This is a genomic window from Streptomyces sp. NPDC057307 (genome assembly GCF_042667665.1).
GTDB lineage: Bacteria > Actinomycetota > Actinomycetes > Streptomycetales > Streptomycetaceae > Streptomyces.
In genome coordinates this window covers 101403-125441 of sequence record NZ_JBHUZM010000009.1, presented here as the reverse complement: position 1 = coordinate 125441, position 24039 = coordinate 101403, and the positions used below count along the sequence as shown (strand labels likewise).

The window sequence follows — 24039 nt, the reverse complement described above, 5'->3', positions numbered from 1 at the left end:
GACGGAGACCCCGTGGTCTCCGTCCGGCCCTTCGCCGTGCGCCCGGTGAGGGCGGGCCCCTACACCGGGGCCCGCTCCACGCCGTTCACCTCGTCGAGCAGGTGCCGGGGTGTCTCCAGCCGGCTGACGGTGTCGTCGGACAGCTCGACACCGAAGCGCTGCGTGAGGGCCGCCGCCGTCTCCAGGAGGGCGAGCGAGTCGTAGCCGAGGTCGGTGAACGACGTGTCCAGCGAGCCGTCGAGGTCGACGTCCTCGTCCTCCCCCACGCACTCGGCGAGGATCTGCTTGAGGTCGTCCGTGGTGATCGTGCTCATCGTGTGTCCTTGGGGTCGTGGTGACAGGTACGGGAGAGGGTGACGCGGTGCGGGCGTGCGGGCGTGCGGGCGTTCTGATGTACGGGCACGCGGGTGTACGGGTACGGGTGAGCCGTTCAGCCCCGCGGAGCGCGCAGGACGACGGCGGCGTTGAAACCGCCGTGCCCCCGGGCGAGCACCAGGACGGTACGCACCCGCAGCTCCCTGGGCGTGTCCCTGACCAGGTCGAGACGGTGTCCGGGCACGGGGCGGTCCAGGTGGACCGCCGGGGGGACGAGGCCGTCCCGTACGGCGAGGAGCGCTGAGGCCACGTCGAGCGCGGGACTGCCGGAGGAGAGCCGGCCGGTGAGCGTCTTCGGAACGCTGACGGGCACGCCGTAGGGCCCGAACAGGTTCCGCAGGGCGGTCGCCTCGGCGTCGTCGCGGGCGGACACCCCGGCGGCGTCGGGGAAGACCACGTCGATGTCCTCGGGGGCGGCGCCCGCGTCGGCCAGGGCCAGCCGGGCGGCCCGTTCCAGACCGGGAGGGCGCGGGGACCCGGGCGGCGGGTCGAACGTGGCGGCGTAGCCCGCGAGTTCGCCGTAGACCTGACTGGCGCCGCGCTCCTCGGCATGTGCGCCGTCCTCCAGGGCGAACAGCGCGCCGCCCTCGCCGGGGACGGCTCCCGAGGCCCGGCTGTCGAACGGCAGGAAGGCCGTGCGGGGATCGCCGGAGCGGCTGTAGTCACCGGAGGAGAGGTGCGCCGCGAGCCCCCAGGGGTCGAGGGCCGACTCCAGCGCGCCGGTGACGGCGAGCGCGCCCCCCTTGCGCAGCGTACGGCGGGCCTGGCCGAGGGCGTCGAGGCCGCCGGCCTGGTCGCTGACGAGGACGCCGCCCGCGCCGCGCATACCGTGCCGGATGGAGATCTGGCCGGTGTTGACGGCGTAGAACCAGGCGAACGACTCGTACACGCTGACGCGCTTCGGTCCCTCGGTCCACAGTTTGCGGATCTCGCGGTGGGTGAACTCGAAGCCGCCGGTCGCGTTCGAGGTGACGACGCTCATGCCGTACTCGGGGAAGGTGGCGGGGTCGGCCCCCGCGTCGTCCAGGGCCTCCTGCGCGGCGACGAGGGCCAACCGGGTGACCCGGTCGGTCTGCGGCAGCAGTCGGCCCGGGAGCAGCTTCTCCGCCTCGAAGCCGGGGACGCGTCCGACCAGCGCTCCGGCGTGCCCCGATGCGTCGTACTCCGTCACCGGCCCGATGGCGCTCTCGCCCCGCAGGGTGGCTGCCCACCATTCCTCCCTACCGAGGCCCCCGGGCGCGGCGACGCCGATCCCGGTGAAGACGGCCCGGGTACGCGTGCGGGGCGCCGTACCGCCGGGTGCGGTGCGTGTCGTCGTGGTGCCGGTCATCGGCCGCCTCCTGTGGGAACCGCTGCCCGCACGTCCGTGTCGCGGGTGAGGACCATCGCGCTCTGGAACCCGCCGAATCCGCTGCCGACGCTCAGCACCGTGTCGACGGCGGTTTCCCTGGCCTCGTGCGGCACGTAGTCCAGGTCGCATTCGGGGTCGGGCTCGTCCAGGTTCGCCGTCGGCGGTACGGCTCCGAACTCCATGGCCAGTGCGCAGGCCGCGATTTCGAGAGAGCCGATCGCGCCCAGCGAGTGCCCGATCATCGACTTGATGGAGCTGACGGGAACCCGGTACGCGTGCTCACCCAGCGTGCTCTTGAACGCGGCCGTCTCGTGACGGTCGTTCTGTTTGGTGCCCGAGCCGTGGGCGTTGACGTAGTCGACGGTGCCGGGGTCGGTGCGGCTCTCGTCGAGAGCGTGCCGGATCGCCTCGGCCATCTCGCGGCCGTCGGGCTTCAGACCCGTCATGTGGTAAGCGTTGCAGCGCGTGGCGTAGCCGGACAGCAGGCCGTAGACGTGGGCGCCGCGGGCGCGGGCGTGCCCCAACTCCTCCAGGACCAGTACGGCGGCTCCCTCGGCCAGTACGAAGCCGTCGCGGTTGCGGTCGAAGGGCCGTGAGGCGTGCGCGGGGTCGTCGTTGCTGGGCGACGTGGCCTTGATCGCGTCGAAGCAGGCGACGGCGATGGGCGAGATCGGAGTGTCGGCGCCGCCCGCGATCATCACGTCGGCGCTGCCCTCGGCGATGAGGTCGCGCGCGTGACCGAGCGAGTCGATGCCGGAGGTGCAGCCGGTCGAGATGACGGCGGCCGGTCCCTCGGCGCCCACCTCGGCAGCCACCTCGCGCGCCAGCGAACTGGGCACGAAGGCGTCGTAGAGGTGCGGCGAGAGATAGGAGAGGTCGAGTTCCCACTGGCGTCCGCTGTCGCTCAGGGCGAGGTACTCGCGCTCCAGCGACGTGGTGCCGCCCACGGCGCTGCCGATGCTGACACCGATGCGGTGCGGGTCGAGTTCGGTCGAGGCGAGGCCGCTGTCGGCGAGGCTCTCCCGGGCGGCGACGACGGCGAACTGGGCGGCCCGGTCCATTCTGCGGATCTCACGCGGGCTCAGCCCGTGGGCGACGGGGTCGAAGTCCACCTCCGCCGCGATGCGTGAGCGGAAGGGCGAGGCGTCGAAGAAGGAGATGGCGCGGGTGGCGGTACGGCCTGAGGTCAGGAGTTCCCAGAACGCCTTTCTGCCGACCCCTCCCGGGGCCACCACACCGATGCCGGTGATGGCGACATGTCGGTTCACTGCACAAACCCCCTCGGGCTGCCGGACGACGGAGTGCCGTACGCGGTCCTGCCCACGATCCTGGGAGCCGCCCCTCGAAAGGGACTTGAGGATCGGTGGCGCCCTGGCTCGCCGTGGCGGCGGTGTGCGGCTGGAGCGGAAATCGACCGGCCGTCGAGCGGCCGGCGCGAACCTCGCGGGAACAGTGGCCCGCCGGACCGGGACCCGGGGCCCCGGCGGGCGGAGACTTCGTTGCGGAACACGGTTGAGTTCGGCGCGGGCCAGGACGCGCGCCAGGGCGGGGACGCGGGCGCGGACCCCGCCGCGGTGCCTCGTACGGTTCTGTTGCTTCCGGGGCAGGGTGCCCAGCGGGAGCGGATGGCGGCGGGACTCCACGGCCGGGAACCGGTCTTCACCCGGGCCGTCGACGAGTTCCTGGGGCTCCTCGGCGGGGAGGGCGAGCGGTTACGGGAGGTGTGGCTGCGCCCCGGTCCCCATACGGCTCTCGACGGGGCAGGCACGGCGCAGCCGTTGCTGTTCGCGGTGGGTCACGCGCTGGGCCGGGCCGTCGCCGCGCGGGTGCCCGGGGCGCCGGCCGTCCTGCTCGGCCACAGTGTCGGCGAACTGGCCGCGGCCTGCCTCGCGGGGGTGCTGCCCGCGCGGACCGCCGCGCTGTTCATGTCGGCGCGGGCGCGGGCGCTGCGGACGGCCCCGCCCGGCGGCATGCTCGCGGTGGCGGCCTCCGTCGCCGACGTCGGTCCCTTCCTCGGCGCCGGGGTGTCGGTCGGTGCGGTCAACGGGCCCCGGCAGACGGTCCTTTGCGGCGCGCGGGAGCCGCTGGCGCGCGCCGGGGCGCGGGCGGGGGCGGCCGGGCTGACGGTTCGGGCGCTGCGCTCGGACCTCGGATTCCACGGTCCGTCCCTGTCGCGGGCCGCGCGCGCCCTGCGCGCGGCCCTGGAACCGGCGGGAACGGTGGGAAAGGCGGCAGCGGGCTGGAGCGCGCCCCGGCTGCCGTTGTACTCGACGCGTACGGCCCGCCTCGTGACCCCTGCGGAGGCCGTACGGCCCGCCTTCTGGTGCGACCAGATAGCGCTGCCCGTCCTGTACTGGCCGGCCCTGCGCGCGTTGCTCGCCGCCGAGGAGAGCCCGGCACGGAAGCTGGTGCTTTTGGACGCGTCGCCCGACCGGAGCCTGAGCACACCGGCCAGGCGCCACCCCTCGGTCCGGGCGGGGCGGGTGGATGTCGTCGGGCTGCTGCCGTCCCGTACGGCCGGCACGGACGAGGACCTGCGCGTCTTCGAGTCGGCGATGGAGACCTTGGCCGCCGGACGGGCCGACGTCCCGTCCGGCGCTTGAGGCCGAGGCACACAGCCTGTCAGGCCGTCAGGCCGTCAGTTGCGGGTCCGCCCGATCCGGTCGTCCACGTAGGCGATGAGCGCGCCAGGGGTGTCGAGCGCGTCCAGGTCGTCGTCGGGCACGGTCACGTCGTAGTCGTCCTGGATGCGGGTGACGAACTCGTAGACCGTCAGCGAGTCGTAGCCGAGGTCGGTGAACGTGGTGTCCAGGGCCGTGGCGTCGAGGGCGCCGGCCGCCTCTTTCTCGTAACTCAGCTCGACGATCTTCTTGAACTCGGTGAGGGTGAAGGCGCTCATGGTCCGTCCTGTTCTGGTGGGTTCGAGGATCGGGCTCACGGCTCTCCCGACGCCGTCCACCCTGCGCGGGGTGGCTCGATCCCGGCTCGATCCGGGCTCAAGACGCGGCGCCGACGCTGGGCCGGGGCCCCGCCGGGGGCCCGGTGAACCGGAGGGAGCAGGTGTGACCGGGAGCATCAGGGCGGCGGCACGCGCCGAGCACAGCGGAATTCTGGGAGTGGGCGGCTACCGGCCGCGCCGCGTCGTGGGCAACGAGGAGTTGTGCGCCGCGATCGACTCCACGCCGGAATGGATCGAGTCCCGCAGCGGCATTCGGGAGCGGGGGTTCGCCGCCGCGGACGAGACGCTGCCGATGATGGCGCGCGCCGCGGCGGAGAAGGCCCTGGCCCAGGCCGGGACCGCTCCCTCGGATGTGGACCTCGTCCTGGTCGCGAGCATGTCGCAGCTCGTGCAGACTCCTCCGCTCGCCGTGCTGCTCGCGGCGGGACTCGGCGCGTCCGGCGCCGCGGCGGTGGACATCTCGGGGGCCTGCGCGGGGTTCTGCCACGCCCTGGCGATCGGCTCGGACGCCGTACGGGCGGGCAGTGCCCGGCATGTGCTCGTGGTGGGCGCCGAGCGCATGACGGACATCGTGGATCCGCGGGACCGCTCGGTCTCGGTGCTGTTCGCGGACGGGGCGGGCGCGGTCGTCGTCGGCCCTGCCGCGCGGCCCGGTATCTCGCCGGTGGTGCGGGGCGCCGACGGGCGGTACGCGGACGCCCTGCGGATGAGCGGGAGTTGGGCACGGTTCGCGGCGGACCCGGAATCGGGCCGGCCGTGGATGCGGATGGACGGGCGACGGGTGTTCCGGTGGGCCATGGACGAGGTGGCGCCGGCGGCGGACCGGGTGCTGCGGGAGGCGGGGGTCACGGCGGGCCAACTGGACGCGTTCGTCCCGCATCAGGCCAATCTGAGAATGATCGGGTTGATGGCCGAGAGGCTGGGCCTGACGGACCGCACCGTGGTGGCGCGCGATGTGGTGCGCGCGGGCAACACCTCCGCCGCCTCGGTGCCGTTGGCGCTGGAGGCCTTGCTGGAGTCGGGGGCGGTGGGTACCGGCGACACCGCGCTGCTGCTGGGGTTCGGCGCCGGGCTGAACTACGCCGGACAGGTGGTGGAGTTGCCATGACGGAGTCGACGGGAGCGGGGACCGTGGGCCGGGTCGCGCCGGCGGAGTTCCGTGCGGCCATGGCCCGGTTCGCGGCGGGGGTCGTGATCGTCACCACCCGGGAGGAGGACGGCACTCCGCGGGGATTCACGGCGAGTTCGTTCTGCTCGGTCTCCCAGGACCCGCCCCTCGTGCTGGTCTGCCTGTCCATGGCGGCCGAATCGCACGAGGCGTTCCTGGGGTGTACGGAGTTCGCGGTGAGTGTGCTGCGGGCCGAACAGCGCCCGCTGGCCGGGCTGTTCGCGACCAGGGGTGCCGACAAGTTCGCTGCGGGCGGCTTCGGGCTGTCGCCGGGCGGTCTTCCGGTCGCGGCCGGGGCGCTGGTGGAGCTGGAGTGTGCGGTACGGGACCGTCATCCGGCGGGTGACCACACGATCCTGGTCGCCGAGGTACGCGGGGTACGGCTCGAAGAGGGCTCGCCCATGGTGTATTACGGCCGGGCCTTCCACGGCCTCGCCTGAGCCGGACAGGTCAGGACGGGCGGGCCGGGCTGGGCCAGGCCAGTACAAGCCGAGCCGAGCCGGGACAAGCCAGGCAGGGACAAGCAGAGTCCGCCCCGGTTCCGGTCCCCCCGACTTCGTCGGCGGACGAACCGGACGGGTGGATCAGGTCAGGGCCGCGAAGTCGGCGCCCTGCGCCCCCCTGAGCTGGGTCGCGTGGGCGCTGCCGGAGCGCCGGCCGCTCTCCTCCACGTCTCCGCTGAGGATGTCGTACTGGAGGCGGTGCAGCCGTCCGCCGGGTTCGAGCCCCAGGTCCTCGACCATCCGCTCGCGCAGATTCCGGAACACGGCGAGCGCGTCCTGCCGTCGCCCGCTGCGCACCAGGGCGATCATCAACTGGGCGGTGAGTTCCTCGTGGTAGGGGTACTGGGCGATCAGCGCGGACAGCTCACTGACCGCCTCACGGTGCCGGCCGAGGATGAGGTCGCCCTCGACGCAGCGCTCGATCAGCGAGAGTCTGCACTCCTCCAGCCGTACGGCCTCCGCGCGCAGCACCGGTCCGTGCTCGATGTCGGCGAACAACGGTCCGCGCCACAGCCCGAGTGCCTCACGGAAATGGCTCACGGCTGTCACGATGTCGCCCTCCCGTTCCGCGGACCTGCCCGCCCCTGTCAGCCGACGGAATTCGGCCAGATCGGATGTCGCGTCCTCGGAAACACGGAGCAGATAACCGCACGGCCAGGTGACGAGCGTGTTACTGGAAATTCGGGCAAGACCTTGACCGCTCATGGCCGCGAGGCATTTCCGGAGCTGGAGAATGTAGGTCTGGAGCGTGGTCAGCGCACTGCGCGGCGGATTCTCCCCCCACAGCTCGGTAATCAGCGAACCGGTGGTGACCGGCCTCTTCTCGTTGAGCAGCAGCAGCGCGAGCACTGTACGCGGCTTGCCTGCCGAGGGTATTTTCTCGCTGCCGTTCCAGCGCAGCGACAGTTGACCCATAAACTGGATCTCCATTGATTCCTCCCCTGGACGAAAACGCATGGGCGGAAACGAGCCCAAAAGCTTATTCACACCCGCCTCCCTCCGAAGCGCAGCCAGGATAGGCAGCCGAATATTAACGCCAGGCGAAAAGTGGCGCAGGTCACAAGGACGTCACGCCGTTTCTGTCAATCACATGAAATGCGGCCCGCCGTGTTTCCGACGGGCCGCACCGGGGAACTCAGGAATTCACTTCGCCGCCTGGATCTTCGGCGCCGGCGGCCTGCCGGGCGCGGCGAACGCGGCCAGCAGACCGACGACGGCCAGGCCCGCCGCCACCCCGAAGGCCAGCGCGTAACCCGAGGCATAGGCATGACGGGCGAGTGCCGCCGCGGGCCGGCCGCCCTCGTCGAGGACCGTGTCGATACGGGAGGTGGCGACCGCCGCGAGGACGGCGAGGCCCAGCGCGCCGCCCAGTTGCCGGGTCGCGTTGAGCAACCCCGAAGCGAGACCGGCCTGTTCGGGCGCGACACCGGCGACCCCCGCGATGGCCGAGGCGGACATCGAGATGCCCTGGCCCGCGCCGAGGATGATCGTGGGTCCCAGCAGTCCGCCGACGAAGGTGGAGTCCTCGGTGATCCGGGACAGCCACAGCAGCCCGCCGGCGGTGAGCGCCATACCCGCCAGCAGCGTCGCACGGGGACCGAGCCGGCGGACGAGGGCGGCCGAGAACTGTGCGGCAACCATGATGGAGAAAGCCAGCGGGAGGTAGGCGAAGCCGGTGCGCAGCGGGCTGTAGTCCCGTACTTGGCTGAGGAAGAGCGTCAGGAAGTAGAACATGCTGAACAGCGCGGCCCCGCTCGTCATCGCGACCACGTTGGCGGCGGTGACGGACCGGGAACGGAAGATCCCGAGCGGCATCAGGGGCTGGGCCGCGAACTTCCCCTCGACCAGCAGGAAGACGACCACCAGCGCGAGACCGGTCAACAACGGCACCAGGGTCTGCGCCGAGTCCCAGCCGTGCGGTCCGCTCTGCACGATGCCGAGCACCAGGGCGAGCAGGCCGACGGTGACGGTGACCGCGCCTGTGACGTCGAGCCGGCGGCCCTGCCCGTCGTGACGCAGCTCCGTGATGGCCCGCAGGACACCGAAGATGAGCAGCAGGCCGATCGGGATGTTCACGAACAGGATCCAGCGCCAGGACAGGCTGTCGGTGAGCACCCCGCCCGCCAGGGCACCGAACGCGCCGCCCGCGCCGGACACGGCGCCCCAGGCGCCGAACGCCTTGTGCCGCTGGTGCGGGTCCTTGAAGGTCGTGCCGAGCACCGCCAGCGTGGTCGGCGCGATCACCGCGGCCGCCAGCCCTTGAACGGCACGGGCCACGACCAGCGTGCCGGCGTTCTGGCTCAGTCCGCCGGCCAGGCTGGCAAGCGTGAAGAGGGCGACGCCCGCCAGAAAGATCCGACGCCGGCCGAAGAGGTCGGCGATCCGCCCGCCGAGCAGCAGGAAGCCCGCGAAGGTCACCGTGTAGGCGTTGACCACCCACTGGAGGCTGCTGGCGCTGAAGCCCAGGCTGCTCTGGATGCTGGGCAGTGCGACGTTGACGATCGCCACGCTGAGCGTGACGAGGAACTGGGCGAGACAGCAGACGGTCAGAACCAGTCCGAGCCGGGGCTCGGCGGCGGGGCGGACCCCGGTCGGGTTCGCGGCATCGGAGCGCGCCGTGGGCGTACTCATGAGGGGGACTCTCTTCTCGGGGCGTGGTGAGGGACGGGACAGCCGACGGCGGTGCGGGGCGCGTGTCGTGGTCGTGGTCGTGGTCGTGCCGACGGTGGTCGCGGCGGTACGACCGGGCGGCGCTCCGACCCTCAGGAAGATCGGGAGGGGGGTCGGGGCGCCGCCCGCCGGGTCAGGCGGTCTCGACGAGGGCGCGGCGCAGCAGTCCGCCGAGCACGTCGACGGGCTGGGCGCCGGAGACGGACCACTTCTCGGCGATGACGAAGGCGGGCACTCCGGAGACTCCCAGTCGGGCCGCACGGTCCTCGTCCGCCCTGACGGCGTCGGCGTACGTGTCGCCGGCGAGCACCTCACGTACCGGGCCCGTGTCGAGCCCCGACTCCTCGGCGAGCGCGATCAGAGTGGGGTGGTCGGCGACCGACGCGCCCTCGGCGGTGTAGGCGCGCATGAGCCGCTCCTGAAAGCGTTCGGCCAGACCCAGGGTGTCCGCGTGGTGCACCAGCCGGTGGGCGTCGAAGGTGTTGACGGGACGAGCCTGGTCCAGGTGGTACTCCAGGCCCTCCGCCGCGGCCTGGTCGCTGACCCCGGCGAGCAGCTCGGCGGCCCGCTCGGGCGGGATGCCCTGGCGCCGGAGCATGCGTTGGGGGATGGTCTCCTCGGTGTCGCGCAGGGCGGCCGGGTCCAGTTCGAAGCTGCGCCAGCGCACCCGCACCGCGTCCCGCTCCTCGAACTGCTCCAGGGCCTTCTCGAACCGCCGCTTCCCGATGAAGCACCACGGGCAGACGACGTCGGTCCAGATCTCCACAGTGATCTCGTTCACGTTCGGGAGCCTAGAGGGGGGACGTTCTGCGAGTAAGCCCCTACCTTGAGGTAAGCCGCAACCCTCCAAGTAGGCATGCAGGCCCCTCGACCGGACCGCCGTCGCGGCGTGACGCACATCACTCGACCCGGCGTGTCGTGGGTCGGGGAGTGGACCGACTCGTGGGTCGTACGGCCTCCGCGTCGAGGAGTTCCCTGGTGTACGGGTGCCGAGGAGTACGCAGCACGACGTCGCCCGGTCCCGACTCCACCAGCCGTCCCGCCCGCATGACGGCCACCCGGTCGCACAACTGACGCACCACGTGCAGCTCGTGGGAGATGAACAGGCAGGTCAGCCCCAGCTCGGCACGGAGCCTGGTCAGCAGTTCGACGATGCGGCGCTGCGCCAGGGGGTCCAGCGCGGACACCGGCTCGTCGCACACCAGCAGCCGGGGTCCGGGGGCCAACGCACGGGCGAGCGCCACGCGTTGGCGCTGGCCACCGGAGAGTTCGGCCGGCCGCCGACCCAGCAGGTCGCCGTCGAGCGCCATCAGCTCCAGGAGGTCCCGTACCCGCTCGCGGCGCCGCGCGACGCTGTCGCCCCGTGCGCGCAGCGGCTCCTCGATGAGACGGCGCACGCTCCAGCGGGGGTCGAACGCCGCGTACGGGCTCTGCTGGACGAGTTGGGGGCGGACCGGCGACGGCGCGTGCTCCAGCCGGCCCGAGGTCGGCCGGGTCAGCCCGGTCACCAGCCGGGCCGTGGTCGACTTGCCGGAGCCCGACTCGCCGACCAGCCCGAAGAACTCGCCCTCCCGCACGGTGAATTCGACCCCGTCGACCGCGCGCAGCGGCTGCCCCCGGCCCGAGCGGTACTCCTTCACCAGGGCCTCGGCGTGGACGACGGCGGCGCCCCCGGGCGGGGCCTGCACCGCCTGCCGCAGCGGGCGGGCCGCCGTGACGAGGCCGCGGGTGCGGTGGTGGACGGGAGCGTCCAGCACCCGTGCGGCCGGGCCGGTCTCGACCACCCGGCCCCCCGACAGCACCGCCACCCGGTCGGCCCGCTCCCTGGCGAGCGCGAAGTCGTGGGTGATCAGCAGCAGGGCGGTCCCGCGCTCGGCCACCACCTCGGCGAACCGGTCCATGATCCGGCGCCGTACGGTCGCGTCGAGCGCGCTGGTGGGCTCGTCGGCCACGACCAGCCGGGGCCGCGCCGCGAACGCGGCCGCGATCAGGGCCCGTTGGCGCTGTCCGCCGGACAGGGTGTGCGGATAGGAACGCGCCACCCGTACCGGGTCGTCGATGCCCGCCTCGGCGAGCAGGTCCACCGCCCGCTCGCGTGCCGCGCGGCGTCCGGCCAGTCCGTGGGCGCGCAGACTCTCCACGACCTGGTCCCCGACCCGTACCAGCGGATCGAACGAGGCGGTGGGGTCCTGCGGTACGAGGGCGACCACCGCACCGCGCAGCGCCCGCAGCGCGCGCGGCGACCGCCCGGTGACCTCGGTGCCCGCCACGGCGATACGCCCGTCGGTCACCCGGCCACCGACGGGCAGCAGCCCCAACACGGCCTGGGCCAGGGTGCTTTTGCCCGAGCCGGACTCGCCGAGCACGGCCAGCACCTCGCCCGGCGCGACGCTCAGCCCGACATCCTCCAGCACTGTCCGGTCCCCGTAGGACACGCGCAGCCCGCTCACTTCCAGGGCCGGCGGCGCGGGGGCCGACTTCGAGGAGTACGGCTCCGACAGGTACGGCTCCGAGGAATTCATGACGTCTGTTCTCGTTCCTCTCGTTCCAGTGCCCGGCCCACTCGTTGCAAGGACGTCACCAGCGCCACGAGCACGAGCCCCGGGAGGGTGGTCAGCCACCACGCCGCCGTCAGGTAGTCACGGCCGCCGGAGATGAGGGCTCCCCACTCCGGAGCCGGCGGCGGGGTGCCGAAGCCGAGGAAGCCGAGGGCCGCGACTCCGAGGACGGCGGTGCCGCACTCCAGGACGGCCAGTACCAGGACCGGCGGCGCCGCGTTCGGGACGACGTGCCGCAGCAGGATCAGGGGGCCCGGTACGCCGGCCAGGCGGGCCGCGTCGACGTAGTCGCCCGCCGCGACGCGCAGCACCTCGGCCCGGGTGACCCGGGCGATCCCCCCGACGCTGCCCGCGCCGACGGCGACGGCCACTTGGAGGGTGCCGAAGCCGAGAGCCGAGACGACGGCGAGGGAGAGCAGCAGGCCGGGCACCGCGAGCAGGACGTCCACCAGCCGCATCAGGACCGTGCCGACCGCCCGCCCCGCCGTGCCGGCGACCGCCCCGAGCACTCCGCCCACCAGCAGGCTCAGCCCCACCGCGAGGAGTGCGGCGGACAGCGAGAGCGCGGTGCCGTGCACCACCCGTGCGTACAGGTCGCGGCCCAGATGGTCGGTGCCGAAAGGATGTCCGGCACCGGGCGGCAGCAGACGGTTCGCGGGGTCCGCGCGCAGCGGGTCGACTCCGGTGAACAGGCCGGGTGCGAGCGCCCAGGCCAGAGCCAGCGCGAGCACCAGGACGCAGAGCAGCAGACCGGGACGGCGCAGGAGGCGGCGCGGACGGGATCGGCGACGCGCCGGGGCGACGTCCCTCTCGCCGTGCCCGCGGTCTTCGGCACGCTCGTCCAGAACGCCGGGCGGGTCGAGCGCGTCCAGTGCGTCACCCGGCATGGTGGACCTCCGTCGCCGTCCGGGGATCGAGCAGGGGGATCAGCAGGTCCACAGCGAGGTTCACGAGCGCGGTGACGGCGGCGGCCAGCACCACAACGCCCTGGACCACGGGCAGATCCTGATTGGTGACCGCGTCCACCGCGACCCGGCCCACCCCGTCGCGCGCGAACACCGTCTCCACGAGTACGGCGCCTGCGAGGAGTTGACCGCACACGACACCGAGCATCGCCACCGCGGGCACCGAGGCGTTGCGTAGCGCGTGCCCGAACAGCAACCGGGCCCGCCCCGCGCCCCGGGCCCGCGCGACGTCGGCGTGCGGCTGGGCCAGCGCGTACCGCAGCCCCCGCCCGAGGATCTGGGCCAGCACACAGCCCACCGGGACGGCCAGGGTGAGGGCGGGCAGCAGGATCGCGGCGGGGGAACGCCCGCCACCGGTCGCGGGCAGCAGACCCCAGCGGAAGGACACCCACTGCATGAGCAGCAGCCCGAGCCAGAAGCTGGGCACGGCGGTGCCGAGGGACGGCAGTCCGGTGGCCGCGCGGCGCAGCGCCGCCGACCTCGGCCAGGCACCGCCGACGGCGAGGACCAGCGCGACGAGCACGCTCAGCGGAAGGGCGAGTCCGGCGACGGCGAGGGTGTCCGGCAGGGCGTCCGCCAGCGTGGTCGTCACGGGCGCGCCGCTGCGGATCGACACTCCGAGGTCGCCGCGCAGTGCGTGGGTGAGCAGCGACACGTACTGCACCGCGACCGGCCGGTCGAGCCCCAGTTGGTGCCGCAGCGCGGCGGCCTGCTCCTGGTCCACCGCGCTCTCGCCGCCGGTCGCTCCGCTGAGCATCGTCTGCACCGGGTCCCCGGGCAGCAGGAACAGGACGACGAAGGTCAGGGTGTAGGAGGCCCAGACCACGAACAGCACACGCCCGGTCCGGCGCGCGATGTACCGGAGCATCAGCCGATCCAGGTGTCTTGCAGCAGCAGCCGGTTGGAGGCGTCGAGCCCCAGGCCGTGCACCCGGTCGCTGCGGGCGACGGTCACCTCCACCTCGTTGAGCGGCAGTACGTGCGCGTCGTCGACGAGCCGTGTCTGGGCCAGGCCGAAGATCCGCTCGCGCTCCGCGTCGTCGGCGGAGGCCGATGCCCGGTTCAGATCGGCACGGAGCGCGCGGTCGGAGACGGGGCTCTGATCGGCGAAGACCGTGGTGAGCACGTCGGGGTCGGCCCGGTTCGCGCTCTGGAGGCTGAGGTCGTACTTCCCGGAGCCGAGCACCTGCGGGAAGCGGGAGATCGTGAGCGGCCTCAACTCCAGCCGTACACCGATCTCCTTGAGTTGCTGCTGGACCAGTTCCAGACTCTGTTGGCGTACGAACACGGCGTCGAGGCGCAGTTGTTCGCCGTCCTTGACGCGGATGCCGTCAGGTCCGGGGCGCCAGCCGGCCGCGTCGAGCAGGCGTTTCGCACCGGCCGGATCATGGCCCAGGTGGGTGCCGAGGTCCGTGTAGTCGGGTGTGGTGGAGGACAGGACGCTGCTCGCGGCCAGCTTCGGCGAGCTGAGGAAGGTCGCGGCGATCGCCTCGCGGTCGATGCCCTTCTGCAGTGCGCGCCGGACCCGTACGTCACTGAGCGCCGGGCGGGCGCTGTTGACGTAGAGGGCGAGTCCGACACCGGGCCCGGTGCGTCGCAGCAGCGCGAAGCCGCCGCCCGTGAACCGCTCCGTGTCCTGGGGCGCGACGGCGGTGGCCACGTCGAGCTGTCCGGAGGACAGACTCCCGGAGCGGGTGGTGTTCTCCGGCACGACGCGGTATTCGACGCTCTTCAGGTACGCCCCGCCCGGCCGGGCCCACAGGGGGGAGCCCCAGTCGTATCCGGGGCGGCGGTTCAGCGTGACGGAGGTGTTGGCGCGGTACGTGCCCAGCGTGAAGGGACCGGTGCCCCGGATCTCTCCCGTGCACCGCTCCTGCGGTGTGCGGGCGAGGGAGCGCGGGGAGAGCAGCCCGAGGGAGACGGTCGAAGTCCCGCGCAGGAACTGGGCGTTGGGCGTGCTGAAGATGACTGTCGCGGTAAGGGGGCCGTCGATCCGCGTCTCGCGGTACCCGGAGAGGTAGACCGCTCCGCGCGACGAGGCCGCGGCCAGGCGGTGCACGGCGTCGAAGTTCGCCTTGAGGGCCTTCGCGTCGAGCGGTTCGCCGTCGCTGAAGGTGACCTCGGGCCGGAGTGTGAACGTGAAGCGGGTCGCGCGCTTGTCGCTCTTCCAGGAGGTCGCCAGCCACGGCACGGTCTTGCCGGTGCGCGGGTCCTGGTCGGTGAGGGAGTCCACCACCTGGCGTCCGATGTCGAGACTCTGCCCGAGCGCGGACTGCTGCGGGTCCAGACAGACCGGGTCGTAGTCGAGCCCGAGTCGTAGGGTGCCGCCGGCGCGGGGCTGCCCCGAGCGGGTATCGCCGTCGGCCGCCGTGGAACAGCCGGTGAGCGTGATCGCGGAGGCGAGCATTACGGAGACCAGGGACCTGGACAGGCGTGGGCGCATGGGTGGTGTCTTCGCTTTCTCGAACGTGGACGGTGCGGCGTCCGTGCGGGCCGTGGCCCGGTGTCGACGGCGGCGTCTTCGTCTGTGTCTGTGTCCGTGCCTGTGTCTGTGTCCGTGCCGGAGCCGCCAACAGTCAGAGCACAGGGGTGAGTTCGCCCGCCTCCACCGCGACCGGCAGGGTGTTGCCCGTGGGCGGCAGGGCGCAGGAGGCGTACGGGGTGAAGGCGCAGGGCGGGTTGATGGCGCGGTTGAAGTCGAGGACGACCTCCTGTCCGTCGCGCAACGGGCCCGTGGGCCTGCGTGCGTACAGGACACGGGCCGCCCCGTAGGTCGTGGCGCCGCTCGTCAGATCCCGGAAGGGGATGTTGAGCAGGTCCTCCCGGCCGCCGTAGGGCTCCAGGGCCAGTTCGCGGCCGGCCAGCCGGAAGACCAGCCGGCCCGGGATGAGGAACTCCCTGCGTACGGTGTCCAGGGCGGTGGCCAGGACCTGGCGCCGGGGCTGGGGGTAGGAGGCGAAGACGGCGCGCGTGACCCACTCGGGACGCGGCGGCAGGGCCGGTACGTCACGGAAGCGGCGCAGTGCCGGGGAGCGGGGAGAACGGGGCCGCAGCGCCCAGCGTGTCTCCTGTCCCCCGGCGTCGGGGAAGGCGAGCACGTCGACGCGCAGTTCACCGCTGGCCACCTGGACGGCGCCGCCGGGCGGGGGCACGACGCCCTCGTCGCGTACCGCCACCTCGCCGTCGACCAGGACACCGTCCACCCGAAGAGCCTCGGCGGCGGTGGCGCGTACCCGGACTCCACCGGCCGCCACCCACCACACCCCCGGTACCTCGGGATGGCTCTGGGGCTGGGTGCCGAGCCAGTGCAGTCCGATGGGCGACAGGATGCCGTACGGCTCGCGCAGTTGGTCGAGCCGGGCGGCGCGCCACTGCTCCCAGGAGGCGAGGAAGGCGTCCTGGGCGGGTGCGTGGGTGCTGAGTCGCTCGCTCACGCCTGGCTCACGGCCGGGGACGTACGGGCGGAGTCGGGAGCGGGTGCGGCGGGGTCCTCGGTGCGCAGAGCGGCGATGACCGCGTTCTGGCGTCGGTCGCGGCGGGCGGCCAGTTCCGGGTAGGGGCGGCGGGCGAAGCTCAGGTCGGCCTGCGCCAGGATCGTCTCGACGGTCTCCTCGTCGGCCGGGGGCCGCCCCAGCGACTCCCAGCCCCGTTCGAGTCCCGCGCCCAGATGCGCGAACCAGTGGCGCAGCCCGCCGGGGCCACCACCCAGGTGGAACGCCTCGAAGGGGCCGACGACCGCCCAGCGCTGGCCGATGGACGAGGTGACCACCGTGTCCAACTCGCCCACGGTGACGACGCCTTCGCGGACGAGGTGGATCGCTTCGCGCAGCAGAGCCGTCTGAAGGCGGTTGGCGACGAACCCGGGCAGTGCGCGGCGCAGTACCACGGGGTGCTTGCCGAGGCCCCGGTAGAAGTCGACGGCGCGGGCCACGAGCGCCGGGTCGGCCCCGCGGGCGCCGACGACTTCGACGAGCGGCACGATGTGCGGCGGGTTGAAGGGGTGACCGACGACGACCCGGCCCGGCTCGGCCAGTTCGGCACCCAGTTGGTCGGGCAGGAGCGTCGAGGTGGACGACAGGAGGAGCGCTCCGGGCGGCGCGGCGTCGGCCACGCGTGCGAACAGTTTCTGTTTCAGCGCGAGATCCTCGGGCGCGTTCTCCTGAACCAGGTCGGCATCGGCCACCGCGTCCCGTAGGTCGGCCACGAAGCTGATCCTGTCGAGCAGCGTCGCGGGGTCCAGCGCCCCGTCGGGCAGGGTGGCCGCGTATCCCGGGAGCGCCTCGGTGACGTACTCCGCCGCGTCGGGGCGGGTGCTGCTGACCCGCACCCGAAGGCCGCGGGCGGCGAACAGGGCGATCCAGCCCAGCGCGATCGTGCCGGTGCCGATCACCGCCGCCGTCGGGGGTTTCTGCGTGCTCATTCTCTGCTCCCGCCTCACTGAGGACCTGCCGGTCGGACAGAGCATCGGGAGGCGGACTCGAAAGCGGCTCAAGTGTGGGTGGAAGAGAGCCGCTGGAGGCGGATTCGACCGGCGCTCCAGCACCGGGGGCCAGGCTCGGCGGTGCACGGTGTCCTGCCGTGCGCGCCAGGAGCGGACGACGGGACGGGAGTTGGCCATGCGAGGAGACCGGACACGGCGGACGGCGACGAGACGCGCCCCCGGGGCGCAGGCACACCCGGTAGGTCGTCCGGACCTCGCCCTGCGGCTCGCGGGGGCTCTGCTGGGCGGCCATGATCCCGCAGTCCTGTGCGGGCTGCTGGGTCTCGACCCCGAGCCCCCGGACCGCACGCCCGAGTCGGACAACCTCGGAGGCTCACCGGGGTGGGAGAACGACAGGCCCTAGGAGGGCTGTCCGGTCAGGAAGCCGTGTCGTGGGCGCGCTGTGCCTCGACGATCGCGGGCGTGCGGGCCGAGATCCAGTCGATCAGGCTCTGGAGCGGATGAGCCAGCTCCTGGCCCAGGGGTGTCAGGGAGTAACTGACCTTGGGCGGCAGCGCGGGCTCCACCTCACGGGCGACCAGCCCGTCACGGCCCAGGATCCGCAGGTTCTGCGAGAGCATCTTCTCGCTGATCCCACCGATCCGGTCCCGCACCTCGTAGAACCGCAGCGGCCTCTCGCGCAGCGAGGCGAGGATCAACACGCCCCAGCGGCTGGTCACATGGTCGAGCACGGTACGCCCCGGGCAGTCCTCCCGGAACGCGTCGCCCGCGCCGTCGGGAAGTCGGGACGTCGTGGGTTTCTCTACGGCCATGAAGCGAGCTTAACCGCCGACCGGCTGACGGGGTCTCAGTTATCTTGCACGCTCGCCCCGTTCCGTACCAGGTCGCGGACACCCTCTGGTACCGGCCATGGCGCTGTGCTAGAAATCCTGCCGTGACCAGCGATCAGTATCTCGTGGAGTGTCTCCACATCGATCTCTGCCGTGTGACCAGCTGCTCCTGTTGAGCCTGGCCCGGCGGCGCTGAGCGCTTCCCGAATCGTGCGGCCCTGTCCGCGCGTCGGCACGGGCTGAATCCCTCCGTGTACGGCGTGCCGACCCCGCACCTCGCACATCCCGCATCTTCTCGGTGGCAACTCCCTTTCCCGCAGGCGCCGTTCGCGCCCGGCGGGAGGGCCTGCCCGTCTCCTTGTCCCCCCTCCCGGACGCGATCGTCCGCCTGGCCGCGCCCTTTCGACGGAGTCCGCCATGACCACATCCACCGCCACGGCGAAAGAGCCGTCGGGCCCGGCGCTCTCCACCGAGACCGCCCCCGCGCCGCGCCGCTCGTCGGAGAGGACCGCGCGGCTGCGCAGGGTGGGGCTCCGGCTGATCGCCTTGGCCGTCCTGCTGGCCCTCTGGCAGCTCGTGACCGCCCTGCGGTTGTGGTCACCGTTGCTCGTACCACCGCCCTCGGCGGTCTGGGACGCGCTCGTCACGACGTCCGGCACCCACGACGGCGTACGCGGCTACCAGGGCCACACCCTGATCGAGCATGTGGGCATCAGCCTGCGCCGGATCGGGATCGGAGCGGGCGCCGGCGTTCTGGCCGGGCTCGTGGCCGGGGTGCTGATGGGCACGCTGCCGTGGGTGCGGGTCGTGTTCGAACCGGCGGTCGCCTTTCTCCGTACCCTGCCGCCGCTCGCCTACTTCAGCCTGCTGATCATCTGGTTCGGCATCGACGAGGCGCCCAAACTGTGGCTGCTGGCGATCGCCGCCATGCCGCCCGTGGCCGTGGCCACCGCGTCCGCCGTCGCCTCCGCGCCCGCCTCGCTGGTGGAGGCCGCGCGGGCCATCGGGGCACGCCGCTCGCAGGTGGTCGCCTCCGTCGTCCTGCCGTCGGCGCTGCCGGAGATCCTGGTCGGCGTACGGCTGGCGTTCGGGATCGCGTACTCCTCCGTCGTCGCCGCCGAGACCGTCAACGGGCTGCCGGGCATCGGCGGGATGATCCGCGACGCCCAGCGCTACAACCAGTCCGACGTGGTGATCCTCGGCCTCTTCGCGATCGGCGTCTCGGGCCTGCTGATCGACGGCCTGCTACGGAGCGCGGAGAACCGGCTCGCGCCCTGGCGCCGACTGTCCTGACGCCGCGCGCCCTCCCCCGCCGTACCGGCCACCCCCGCCGTACGCCTCCCCGTTGCACCTCTGTACTCACCGCCCGCCGAATGAAGGACTACGCCATGCCCGCAACACGCGGTCCGCGCCGCACCACCACGCTCGTCGCGGCCCTGGGAGCGCTGATCGCCGTCACCGCCTGCAGTACCGGCGACGCCGGGGGCAGTGATTCCGAGGGCGGCGGCAAGACGATCCGGATCGCCTACCAGGCGTTCCCCAGCGGCGACTTGATCGTGAAGGAGAACGGCTGGCTGGAGAAGGCGCTGCCCGACCACACCATCAAGTGGATCAAGTTCGACTCCGGCGCGACCATCAACACCGCTTTCGTCTCGGGCTCGGTGGATCTGGCCGCGATCGGTTCCAGCCCGGTGGCACGCGGTCTGTCCGAGCCGCTGAACATTCCGTACCAGGTCACCTGGGTGCTGGATGTCGCGGGCGACAACGAGGCGCTCGTCGCCCGTGACGGTTCGGGCATCAAGGACGTCAAGGATCTAGCGGGCCGCAAGGTCGCGACACCGTTCAGCTCAACCTCGCACTACAGCCTGCTCGCCGCACTCGACGGCGCGGGCGTGGACGCCTCGAAGGTCAAGCTGCTCGACCTCGAACCGCAGGACATCGTCGCCGCCTGGTCGCGCGGCGACATCGACGCGGCCTACGTCTGGCTCCCCACGCTCGACGAACTCGGGAAGAGCGGGAAGACCCTCATCACCAGCCGTGAACTGGCCGCGGCCGACAAGCCCACGCTCGACCTCGGGGTGGCGTCGACCAGCTTCATCAAGGCGCAGCCCGAGGTGATCACCGCCTGGCGCAAGGCCCAGGCACAGGCGCTGAATGTGATCCATGACGATCCGTCGGCCGCCGCCGAGGCCGTCGGCAAGCAGCTCGGTATCAACTCCGAGGACGCCGCCGCCCAGCTCAAGCAGGGGATCTTCCTCAAGCCGGCCGAACAGGCCGACGCCAAGTGGCTCGGCCGGCCGGGCCAGGTCGGCGGGCTGGCCCAGAACCTGCGGAGCGCGGCGGAGTTCCTGGCCGGACAGAAGCAGATTCCGGCCGCCCCGGAGCTGTCGGAGCTGGAGAAGGCCGTGTACGTGGAAGGGCTCAGCGATGCCGTCACCGAATGAGCACCCCGCCGGCGCGGTCCGGCAGCACGACGGGGCGGCCGGCTCTCCGGAGGACGCCACGGCGGCCGTCACGCCGCCCGCCGTGACCGTACGCGATGTCCATCACCGGTACGGGCGCGGCGCCGACGCCGTCTCCGCGCTCGGCCCGCTGTCCCTGGACATCCCGGCCGGCGAGTTCCTGGTACTCGTCGGCCCGTCCGGGTGCGGGAAGACCACGCTGCTCCGGCTGATCGCCGGCTTCGAACAGGCCTCGTCGGGCGAGGTCGCCGTACACGGCCGGCCGCCGGAGCCGGGGCGTCAGGCGGGAGTCGTCTTCCAGCAGCCACGGCTGTTCCCCTGGCACACGGTCGGGGACAACATCTCCCTGGCCCTGCGCTACGCCGGGGTCCCCCGGGCCGAACGCCCCGCACGCGTCGAGGAGTTGCTGGAACGGGTGGGGCTGGCCGGCACCGCGCGCCGCAGGACCTGGCAGATATCGGGCGGCCAGCAGCAGCGGGTGGCGATCGCCAGGGCCCTGGCCGGCGGCAAGGATCTGCTGCTGCTGGACGAGCCGTTCGCGGCGCTGGACGCGCTCACCCGCGAGCGCCTCCAGGAGGACCTGCGCACGGTGAGCGCCGAGACGGGGACCACGTCGGTCTTCGTGACGCACAGTGTGGACGAGGCTGTCTTCCTCGGCACCCGGGCGGTCGTTCTGACCGCCCGTCCGGGGACCGTGGCGCTGGACGCCCCCATCGCCCTGCCCCGTAACGGGAGCGCCGACGACCCGGACGAGCTGCGGGGTCTGCCCGAGTACGCCGCGCTGCGCGCGGAGATCGGCGCCGCGGTACGGGACGCGGCCCGCTGACCCCGCCCCCCTCCCCAGGACCGGCGGGTCAGGGGGCAGCCCGGATCGGACCGGATCGGCCCGGGTCAGCCCTTCAAGCTGTAGAAGCGCATCGGTGAGTTCGGCACGAAGCCGATACGCGGGTACACGGGCGACCCGGCGACTGTCGCGTGCAGGGTCGCCCGGGTCAGTCCGGTGGCCCGGGCCCCCTCGTACAGCGCCTTGCGTGTCACCGCCTCGCCGTAGCCTCTGCGCTCCCACTCCGGGTCCGTGGCGACGAGTACGACGAAGAGGCGGCCGTCCGCCTCCACCGTCCCGGCGCAGGTCACCGGAGTCCCGTCCCGCATGCCCAGGTAGGCGTACACCTCGTTCTTCCACAGCGCGGAGCCGGCCAGTCCGTCGCGGCCGTCCTCCGGGGTGAAGCCGTACGCGCGCGAGTTGAGGTCCGCGTAGGCCAGCAACTGCTCGTCGGTGCGCACGCGCACGAACTCCAGGTCGGGGTGGTCCGGTTCGGGAATGGGGAGCAGGTCTCCGGCCATGCCCGTGCCGGGGAAGGCGTGTTCGAGGAGCGCCTGTCCCGCCACCGTCTCCAGCGCCGCGCGTGCCCCGTCGTCGAGGAGATCGTCGAAGACCCACAGAAAGCCCGGACGCCGCTTCGAGCGCATGATGTCCGCCGCCTGTCGCAGCCGTTGTTCGACAAGCGCGGTGTCCGCGCCGACATCGGTCAGCGTGACGCAGTTCCAGAAGGGGAACCGGCAGTCCGCCCAACGCACGGCGAGGCCGGGAAGGTCTCGTACATCCGCGTCCGCGTCACGGTCGAGCACCATGGCGCGCCAGACCGTGGCGAGTTGCCGCATCGATTCGATCGAGTCCGCAAGACCGGCCACTGAGACCCCTCAACGTGTCGCGTCCGTCATGTCTGTCGGGTCTGTCGCGTACGTAGGACCTACCCAACTGGACAACGACCCCTGTTCACGATGGTTCCGGCGGTCGTACGGTCGCGCCGGTCAGGAGGTCAGGAGGTCAGCAGTGACGCGTAGCGGCCGAGGTCGATGTTGCCGCCGCTGATGATCACGCCGACCCGTTGCCCGCGCAGTCGGGTGGCCAGGCCGCGGACGGCGGCGAAGCCGAGGCATCCGGTGGGCTCGACCACGATCTTCATGAAGGTCGCGAAGGCCCGCATGGCTTCGACGAGTTCGGCGTCCTCGACGGCGTGGAAGTCGGTGACGTCACGGCGGATGATGTCGAACGTGTAGGCGCCCAGATGCTGGTTCTGCGCACCGTCGGCGATGGTCTTCGGGGTGTCGATATGGACGACGGAGCCCTGCCGGACGGACCGCGCGCCCTTGTCGCCGACCGCCGGTTCGACGCCGTACACCCGGCAGTTCGGCGACAGGGCCTTGGCCGACAGAGCCGAACCGGACAGCAGACCGCCACCGCCGAGGGGAACGAACAGGGCCTCCAGGTCGCCGACCTCTTCGAACAGTTCCTTCGCCGCGGTGCCCTGGCCCGCGATCACATGCGGGTGGTCGTACGGCGGGATCAGCGTCAGACCTCGTTCGGCCGCCAGCGCGCGGCCGATCTCCTCCCGGTCCTCGGTGTAGCGGTCGTACGCGACGACCTGCCCGCCGTACCCCTTGGTCGCGGCCACCTTCGCGGCGGGCGCGTCGTGCGGCATCACGATCGTGGCCGGCATGTCGAGCAGCCGGGCGGACAGCGCGACCGCCTGGGCGTGGTTGCCCGAGGAGTAGGCGACCACCCCGGCACGGCGCTGGTCGGGAGTGAACCGCGACAGCGCGTTGAACGCGCCGCGGAACTTGAAGGCACCCATGCGCTGGAAGTTCTCGCACTTGAACACCACCTGGACACCGAGCCGCTCGTCGATGAGACGTGAGCGCAGCACCGGGGTGCGATGGGCGTACGACGCGATACGCGCGGCGGCGCCCTGGACGTCCTCGTAGGTCGGCGACTGAGGCATCTGCTGCTTCCCTTCCTGGGCCGGATCGACCGGACATGACTCTGGACTATACGTCCATGCCCTAGACTTTGAGTCCAGAATGCCGCATCGCCGCCGCGGCCCGGGGATCACCCCCGGAAAGAGAAGAGGTGTCAGGTGTCCGATACATCGGCCGACGCGATCCTGGCCGCGCTGATGCCGGTCGTCGACGGCCTGGCTGCCACCTTCGGCCCGTCGTGCGAGGTCGTCCTGCACGACTACCGTCAGGGTGATCAGTCGGTGGTGGCGGTCGCCGGGCAGGTGACCGGGCGCCGGGTCGGCGGGGCACTGAGCGAGATCGGGCTCTCCGTGCTCGCCCAGGGCGAAGACGCGACGAACGATCTGAACTACCTGTCGCGCGGGCCGGACGGCCGTGTCCTCAAGTCGTCGACGATGCCGCTGCGCGACGGGAACGGCCAGGTGCTCGGCGCCTTGTGCGTCAACATCGACGTGACAGCTCTGCGCGACGCGGCCGACGTCCTGTCCGCGCTCGCCGGCACGGCGCCGGTGGAGCTTCCGGCCACCACCTTCACCAACGACTTCGAAGAGGTCGTCGACGCCGTCGTACGCACCGAACAACTGGCCCGGGGCAAGCCGTTCGACGCGCTCACCCGCACCGAACGGCTCGGCCTGGTCCAAGCCCTCGACCGGCGCGGCGTGTTCAAGATGCGCAACGCGGTGCCCCGCGTCGCGGAACGGCTGGGGGTGTCCCGATCGGGCCTGTACGCGGACCTCGCCGCGTGCCGCGACGCGACACCGGACAGGGCTTAGGGCGTGTTCGCAAGGTAGCGCCGCCCGCCCGTAGGGAGCCGCTGATGTCTCGTTGGTGCGGTGCATCGCAAGGCGGAGGATCGGCCTCGCACTGGGCGCACTCGCACGATTCCGACCAGGCGGGGGGCCACCTCCCGTGGCCCCCCGGGGCCCACGGGCGAGAGGCGCCGTCCAGGCGTCGCGGGC

General features: G+C 72.3%; 23 protein-coding genes. 7 read left to right on the top strand and 16 right to left on the bottom strand.

Annotation, left to right across the window (positions count from 1 at the left end; all coding sequences use genetic code 11):
• Nucleotides 1-59: 59 nt before the first annotated feature.
• The 3 genes from ACFUN8_RS06245 to ACFUN8_RS06235 form a co-directional block, all read right to left on the bottom strand.
• The gene (locus tag ACFUN8_RS06245; RefSeq protein WP_383632244.1) at nt 60-314 is read right to left on the bottom strand and encodes a phosphopantetheine-binding protein; all 255 of its coding nucleotides are present in this window, start codon (nt 312-314) and stop codon (nt 60-62) included.
• A 116-nt stretch (nt 315-430) separates the two neighbouring features.
• Entirely contained in the window at nt 431-1705 is a 1275-nt protein-coding gene (locus ACFUN8_RS06240) for a ketosynthase chain-length factor (protein WP_383632241.1), read from the bottom strand.
• Nucleotides 1702-2994, bottom strand: a complete 1293-nt coding sequence (locus ACFUN8_RS06235) for a beta-ketoacyl-[acyl-carrier-protein] synthase family protein (protein ID WP_383632238.1) — start codon at nt 2992-2994, stop codon at nt 1702-1704. The genes ACFUN8_RS06240 and ACFUN8_RS06235 overlap by 4 nt, the downstream gene beginning before the upstream one ends.
• 231 nt (nt 2995-3225) lie before the next feature.
• On the opposite strand from ACFUN8_RS06235, the gene ACFUN8_RS06230 reads away from it, so the two are divergent.
• On the top strand, nt 3226-4329 hold the full coding sequence (locus ACFUN8_RS06230) for an acyltransferase domain-containing protein (protein WP_383632235.1): 1104 nt from the start codon (nt 3226-3228) through the stop codon (nt 4327-4329).
• A 35-nt stretch (nt 4330-4364) separates the two neighbouring features.
• Here the strand turns inward: ACFUN8_RS06230 and ACFUN8_RS06225 are convergent, their stop codons facing one another.
• On the bottom strand, nt 4365-4625 hold the full coding sequence (locus tag ACFUN8_RS06225; RefSeq protein ID WP_383632232.1) for an acyl carrier protein: 261 nt from the start codon (nt 4623-4625) through the stop codon (nt 4365-4367).
• Between the two features lie 163 nt (nt 4626-4788).
• On the opposite strand from ACFUN8_RS06225, the gene ACFUN8_RS06220 reads away from it, so the two are divergent.
• Together ACFUN8_RS06220 and ACFUN8_RS06215 are read left to right on the top strand one after the other, a co-directional pair.
• Nucleotides 4789-5793 (top strand): beta-ketoacyl-ACP synthase 3, encoded by a 1005-nt coding sequence (locus ACFUN8_RS06220; protein ID WP_383632229.1) that lies wholly within the window; start codon nt 4789-4791, stop codon nt 5791-5793.
• Complete coding sequence (locus ACFUN8_RS06215; protein WP_383632226.1) at nt 5790-6293, top strand: flavin reductase family protein; 504 nt, start codon at nt 5790-5792, stop codon at nt 6291-6293. Before ACFUN8_RS06220 ends, ACFUN8_RS06215 begins: the two co-directional genes overlap by 4 nt.
• A 144-nt stretch (nt 6294-6437) precedes the next feature.
• Here ACFUN8_RS06215 and ACFUN8_RS06210 read toward each other — a convergent pair whose 3' ends face one another.
• The 10 genes from ACFUN8_RS06210 to ACFUN8_RS06165 all read right to left on the bottom strand — a co-directional run bounded on the left by ACFUN8_RS06210 (nt 6438) and on the right by ACFUN8_RS06165 (nt 17801).
• Nucleotides 6438-7286: a BTAD domain-containing putative transcriptional regulator gene (locus ACFUN8_RS06210; protein WP_383632223.1), complete on the bottom strand. Its 849-nt coding sequence runs from the start codon at nt 7284-7286 to the stop codon at nt 6438-6440.
• A 213-nt stretch (nt 7287-7499) separates the two neighbouring features.
• The gene (locus ACFUN8_RS06205) at nt 7500-8987 is read right to left on the bottom strand and encodes an MFS transporter (protein WP_383632220.1); all 1488 of its coding nucleotides are present in this window, start codon (nt 8985-8987) and stop codon (nt 7500-7502) included.
• 172 nt (nt 8988-9159) lie between these two features.
• Nucleotides 9160-9807, bottom strand: coding sequence for a DsbA family oxidoreductase (locus ACFUN8_RS06200; RefSeq protein ID WP_383632217.1), 648 nt, complete (start codon nt 9805-9807; stop codon nt 9160-9162).
• A gap of 118 nt (nt 9808-9925) precedes the next feature.
• On the bottom strand, nt 9926-11548 hold the full coding sequence (locus ACFUN8_RS06195; RefSeq protein WP_383632214.1) for an ABC transporter ATP-binding protein: 1623 nt from the start codon (nt 11546-11548) through the stop codon (nt 9926-9928).
• Entirely contained in the window at nt 11545-12471 is a 927-nt protein-coding gene (locus ACFUN8_RS06190) for an ABC transporter permease (RefSeq protein WP_383632211.1), read from the bottom strand. Before ACFUN8_RS06190 ends, ACFUN8_RS06195 begins: the two co-directional genes overlap by 4 nt.
• Nucleotides 12461-13417: an ABC transporter permease gene (locus ACFUN8_RS06185; protein ID WP_383632208.1), complete on the bottom strand. Its 957-nt coding sequence runs from the start codon at nt 13415-13417 to the stop codon at nt 12461-12463. The genes ACFUN8_RS06190 and ACFUN8_RS06185 overlap by 11 nt, the downstream gene beginning before the upstream one ends.
• Nucleotides 13417-14991 carry an ABC transporter substrate-binding protein gene (locus tag ACFUN8_RS06180; protein WP_383632205.1) on the bottom strand — a complete coding sequence of 525 codons (1575 nt, stop codon included), beginning with the start codon at nt 14989-14991 and terminating at the stop codon, nt 13417-13419. The genes ACFUN8_RS06185 and ACFUN8_RS06180 overlap by 1 nt, the downstream gene beginning before the upstream one ends.
• A 133-nt stretch (nt 14992-15124) precedes the next feature.
• The gene (locus tag ACFUN8_RS06175) at nt 15125-15982 is read right to left on the bottom strand and encodes a DUF1684 domain-containing protein (protein WP_383632201.1); all 858 of its coding nucleotides are present in this window, start codon (nt 15980-15982) and stop codon (nt 15125-15127) included.
• Nucleotides 15979-16968, bottom strand: coding sequence for a 3-hydroxyacyl-CoA dehydrogenase NAD-binding domain-containing protein (locus ACFUN8_RS06170; RefSeq protein WP_383632198.1), 990 nt, complete (start codon nt 16966-16968; stop codon nt 15979-15981). Before ACFUN8_RS06170 ends, ACFUN8_RS06175 begins: the two co-directional genes overlap by 4 nt.
• Nucleotides 16969-17405: 437 nt before the next feature.
• A complete protein-coding gene (locus ACFUN8_RS06165) occupies nt 17406-17801 on the bottom strand; it encodes a winged helix-turn-helix transcriptional regulator (RefSeq protein WP_383632195.1) in 396 nt (131 codons plus the stop codon).
• Between the two features lie 435 nt (nt 17802-18236).
• On the opposite strand from ACFUN8_RS06165, the gene ACFUN8_RS06160 reads away from it, so the two are divergent.
• The 3 genes from ACFUN8_RS06160 (at nt 18237) to ACFUN8_RS06150 (ending at nt 21107) form a co-directional block, all read left to right on the top strand.
• Complete coding sequence (locus ACFUN8_RS06160) at nt 18237-19112, top strand: ABC transporter permease (protein ID WP_383632192.1); 876 nt, start codon at nt 18237-18239, stop codon at nt 19110-19112.
• A gap of 95 nt (nt 19113-19207) precedes the next feature.
• A complete protein-coding gene (locus ACFUN8_RS06155; RefSeq protein ID WP_383632189.1) occupies nt 19208-20263 on the top strand; it encodes an ABC transporter substrate-binding protein in 1056 nt (351 codons plus the stop codon).
• Nucleotides 20247-21107, top strand: coding sequence for an ABC transporter ATP-binding protein (locus ACFUN8_RS06150; RefSeq protein ID WP_383632186.1), 861 nt, complete (start codon nt 20247-20249; stop codon nt 21105-21107). The genes ACFUN8_RS06155 and ACFUN8_RS06150 overlap by 17 nt, the downstream gene beginning before the upstream one ends.
• A gap of 65 nt (nt 21108-21172) precedes the next feature.
• On the opposite strand, the gene ACFUN8_RS06145 is transcribed toward ACFUN8_RS06150, so the two are convergent.
• Complete coding sequence (locus ACFUN8_RS06145; RefSeq protein ID WP_383632183.1) at nt 21173-21973, bottom strand: GNAT family N-acetyltransferase; 801 nt, start codon at nt 21971-21973, stop codon at nt 21173-21175.
• A 128-nt stretch (nt 21974-22101) separates the two neighbouring features.
• Nucleotides 22102-23064 (bottom strand): threo-3-hydroxy-L-aspartate ammonia-lyase, encoded by a 963-nt coding sequence (locus tag ACFUN8_RS06140; protein WP_383632180.1) that lies wholly within the window; start codon nt 23062-23064, stop codon nt 22102-22104.
• A 135-nt stretch (nt 23065-23199) separates the two neighbouring features.
• On the opposite strand from ACFUN8_RS06140, the gene ACFUN8_RS06135 reads away from it, so the two are divergent.
• The gene (locus ACFUN8_RS06135) at nt 23200-23853 is read left to right on the top strand and encodes a transcriptional regulator (protein WP_383632177.1); all 654 of its coding nucleotides are present in this window, start codon (nt 23200-23202) and stop codon (nt 23851-23853) included.
• Nucleotides 23854-24039 lie beyond the last annotated feature (186 nt).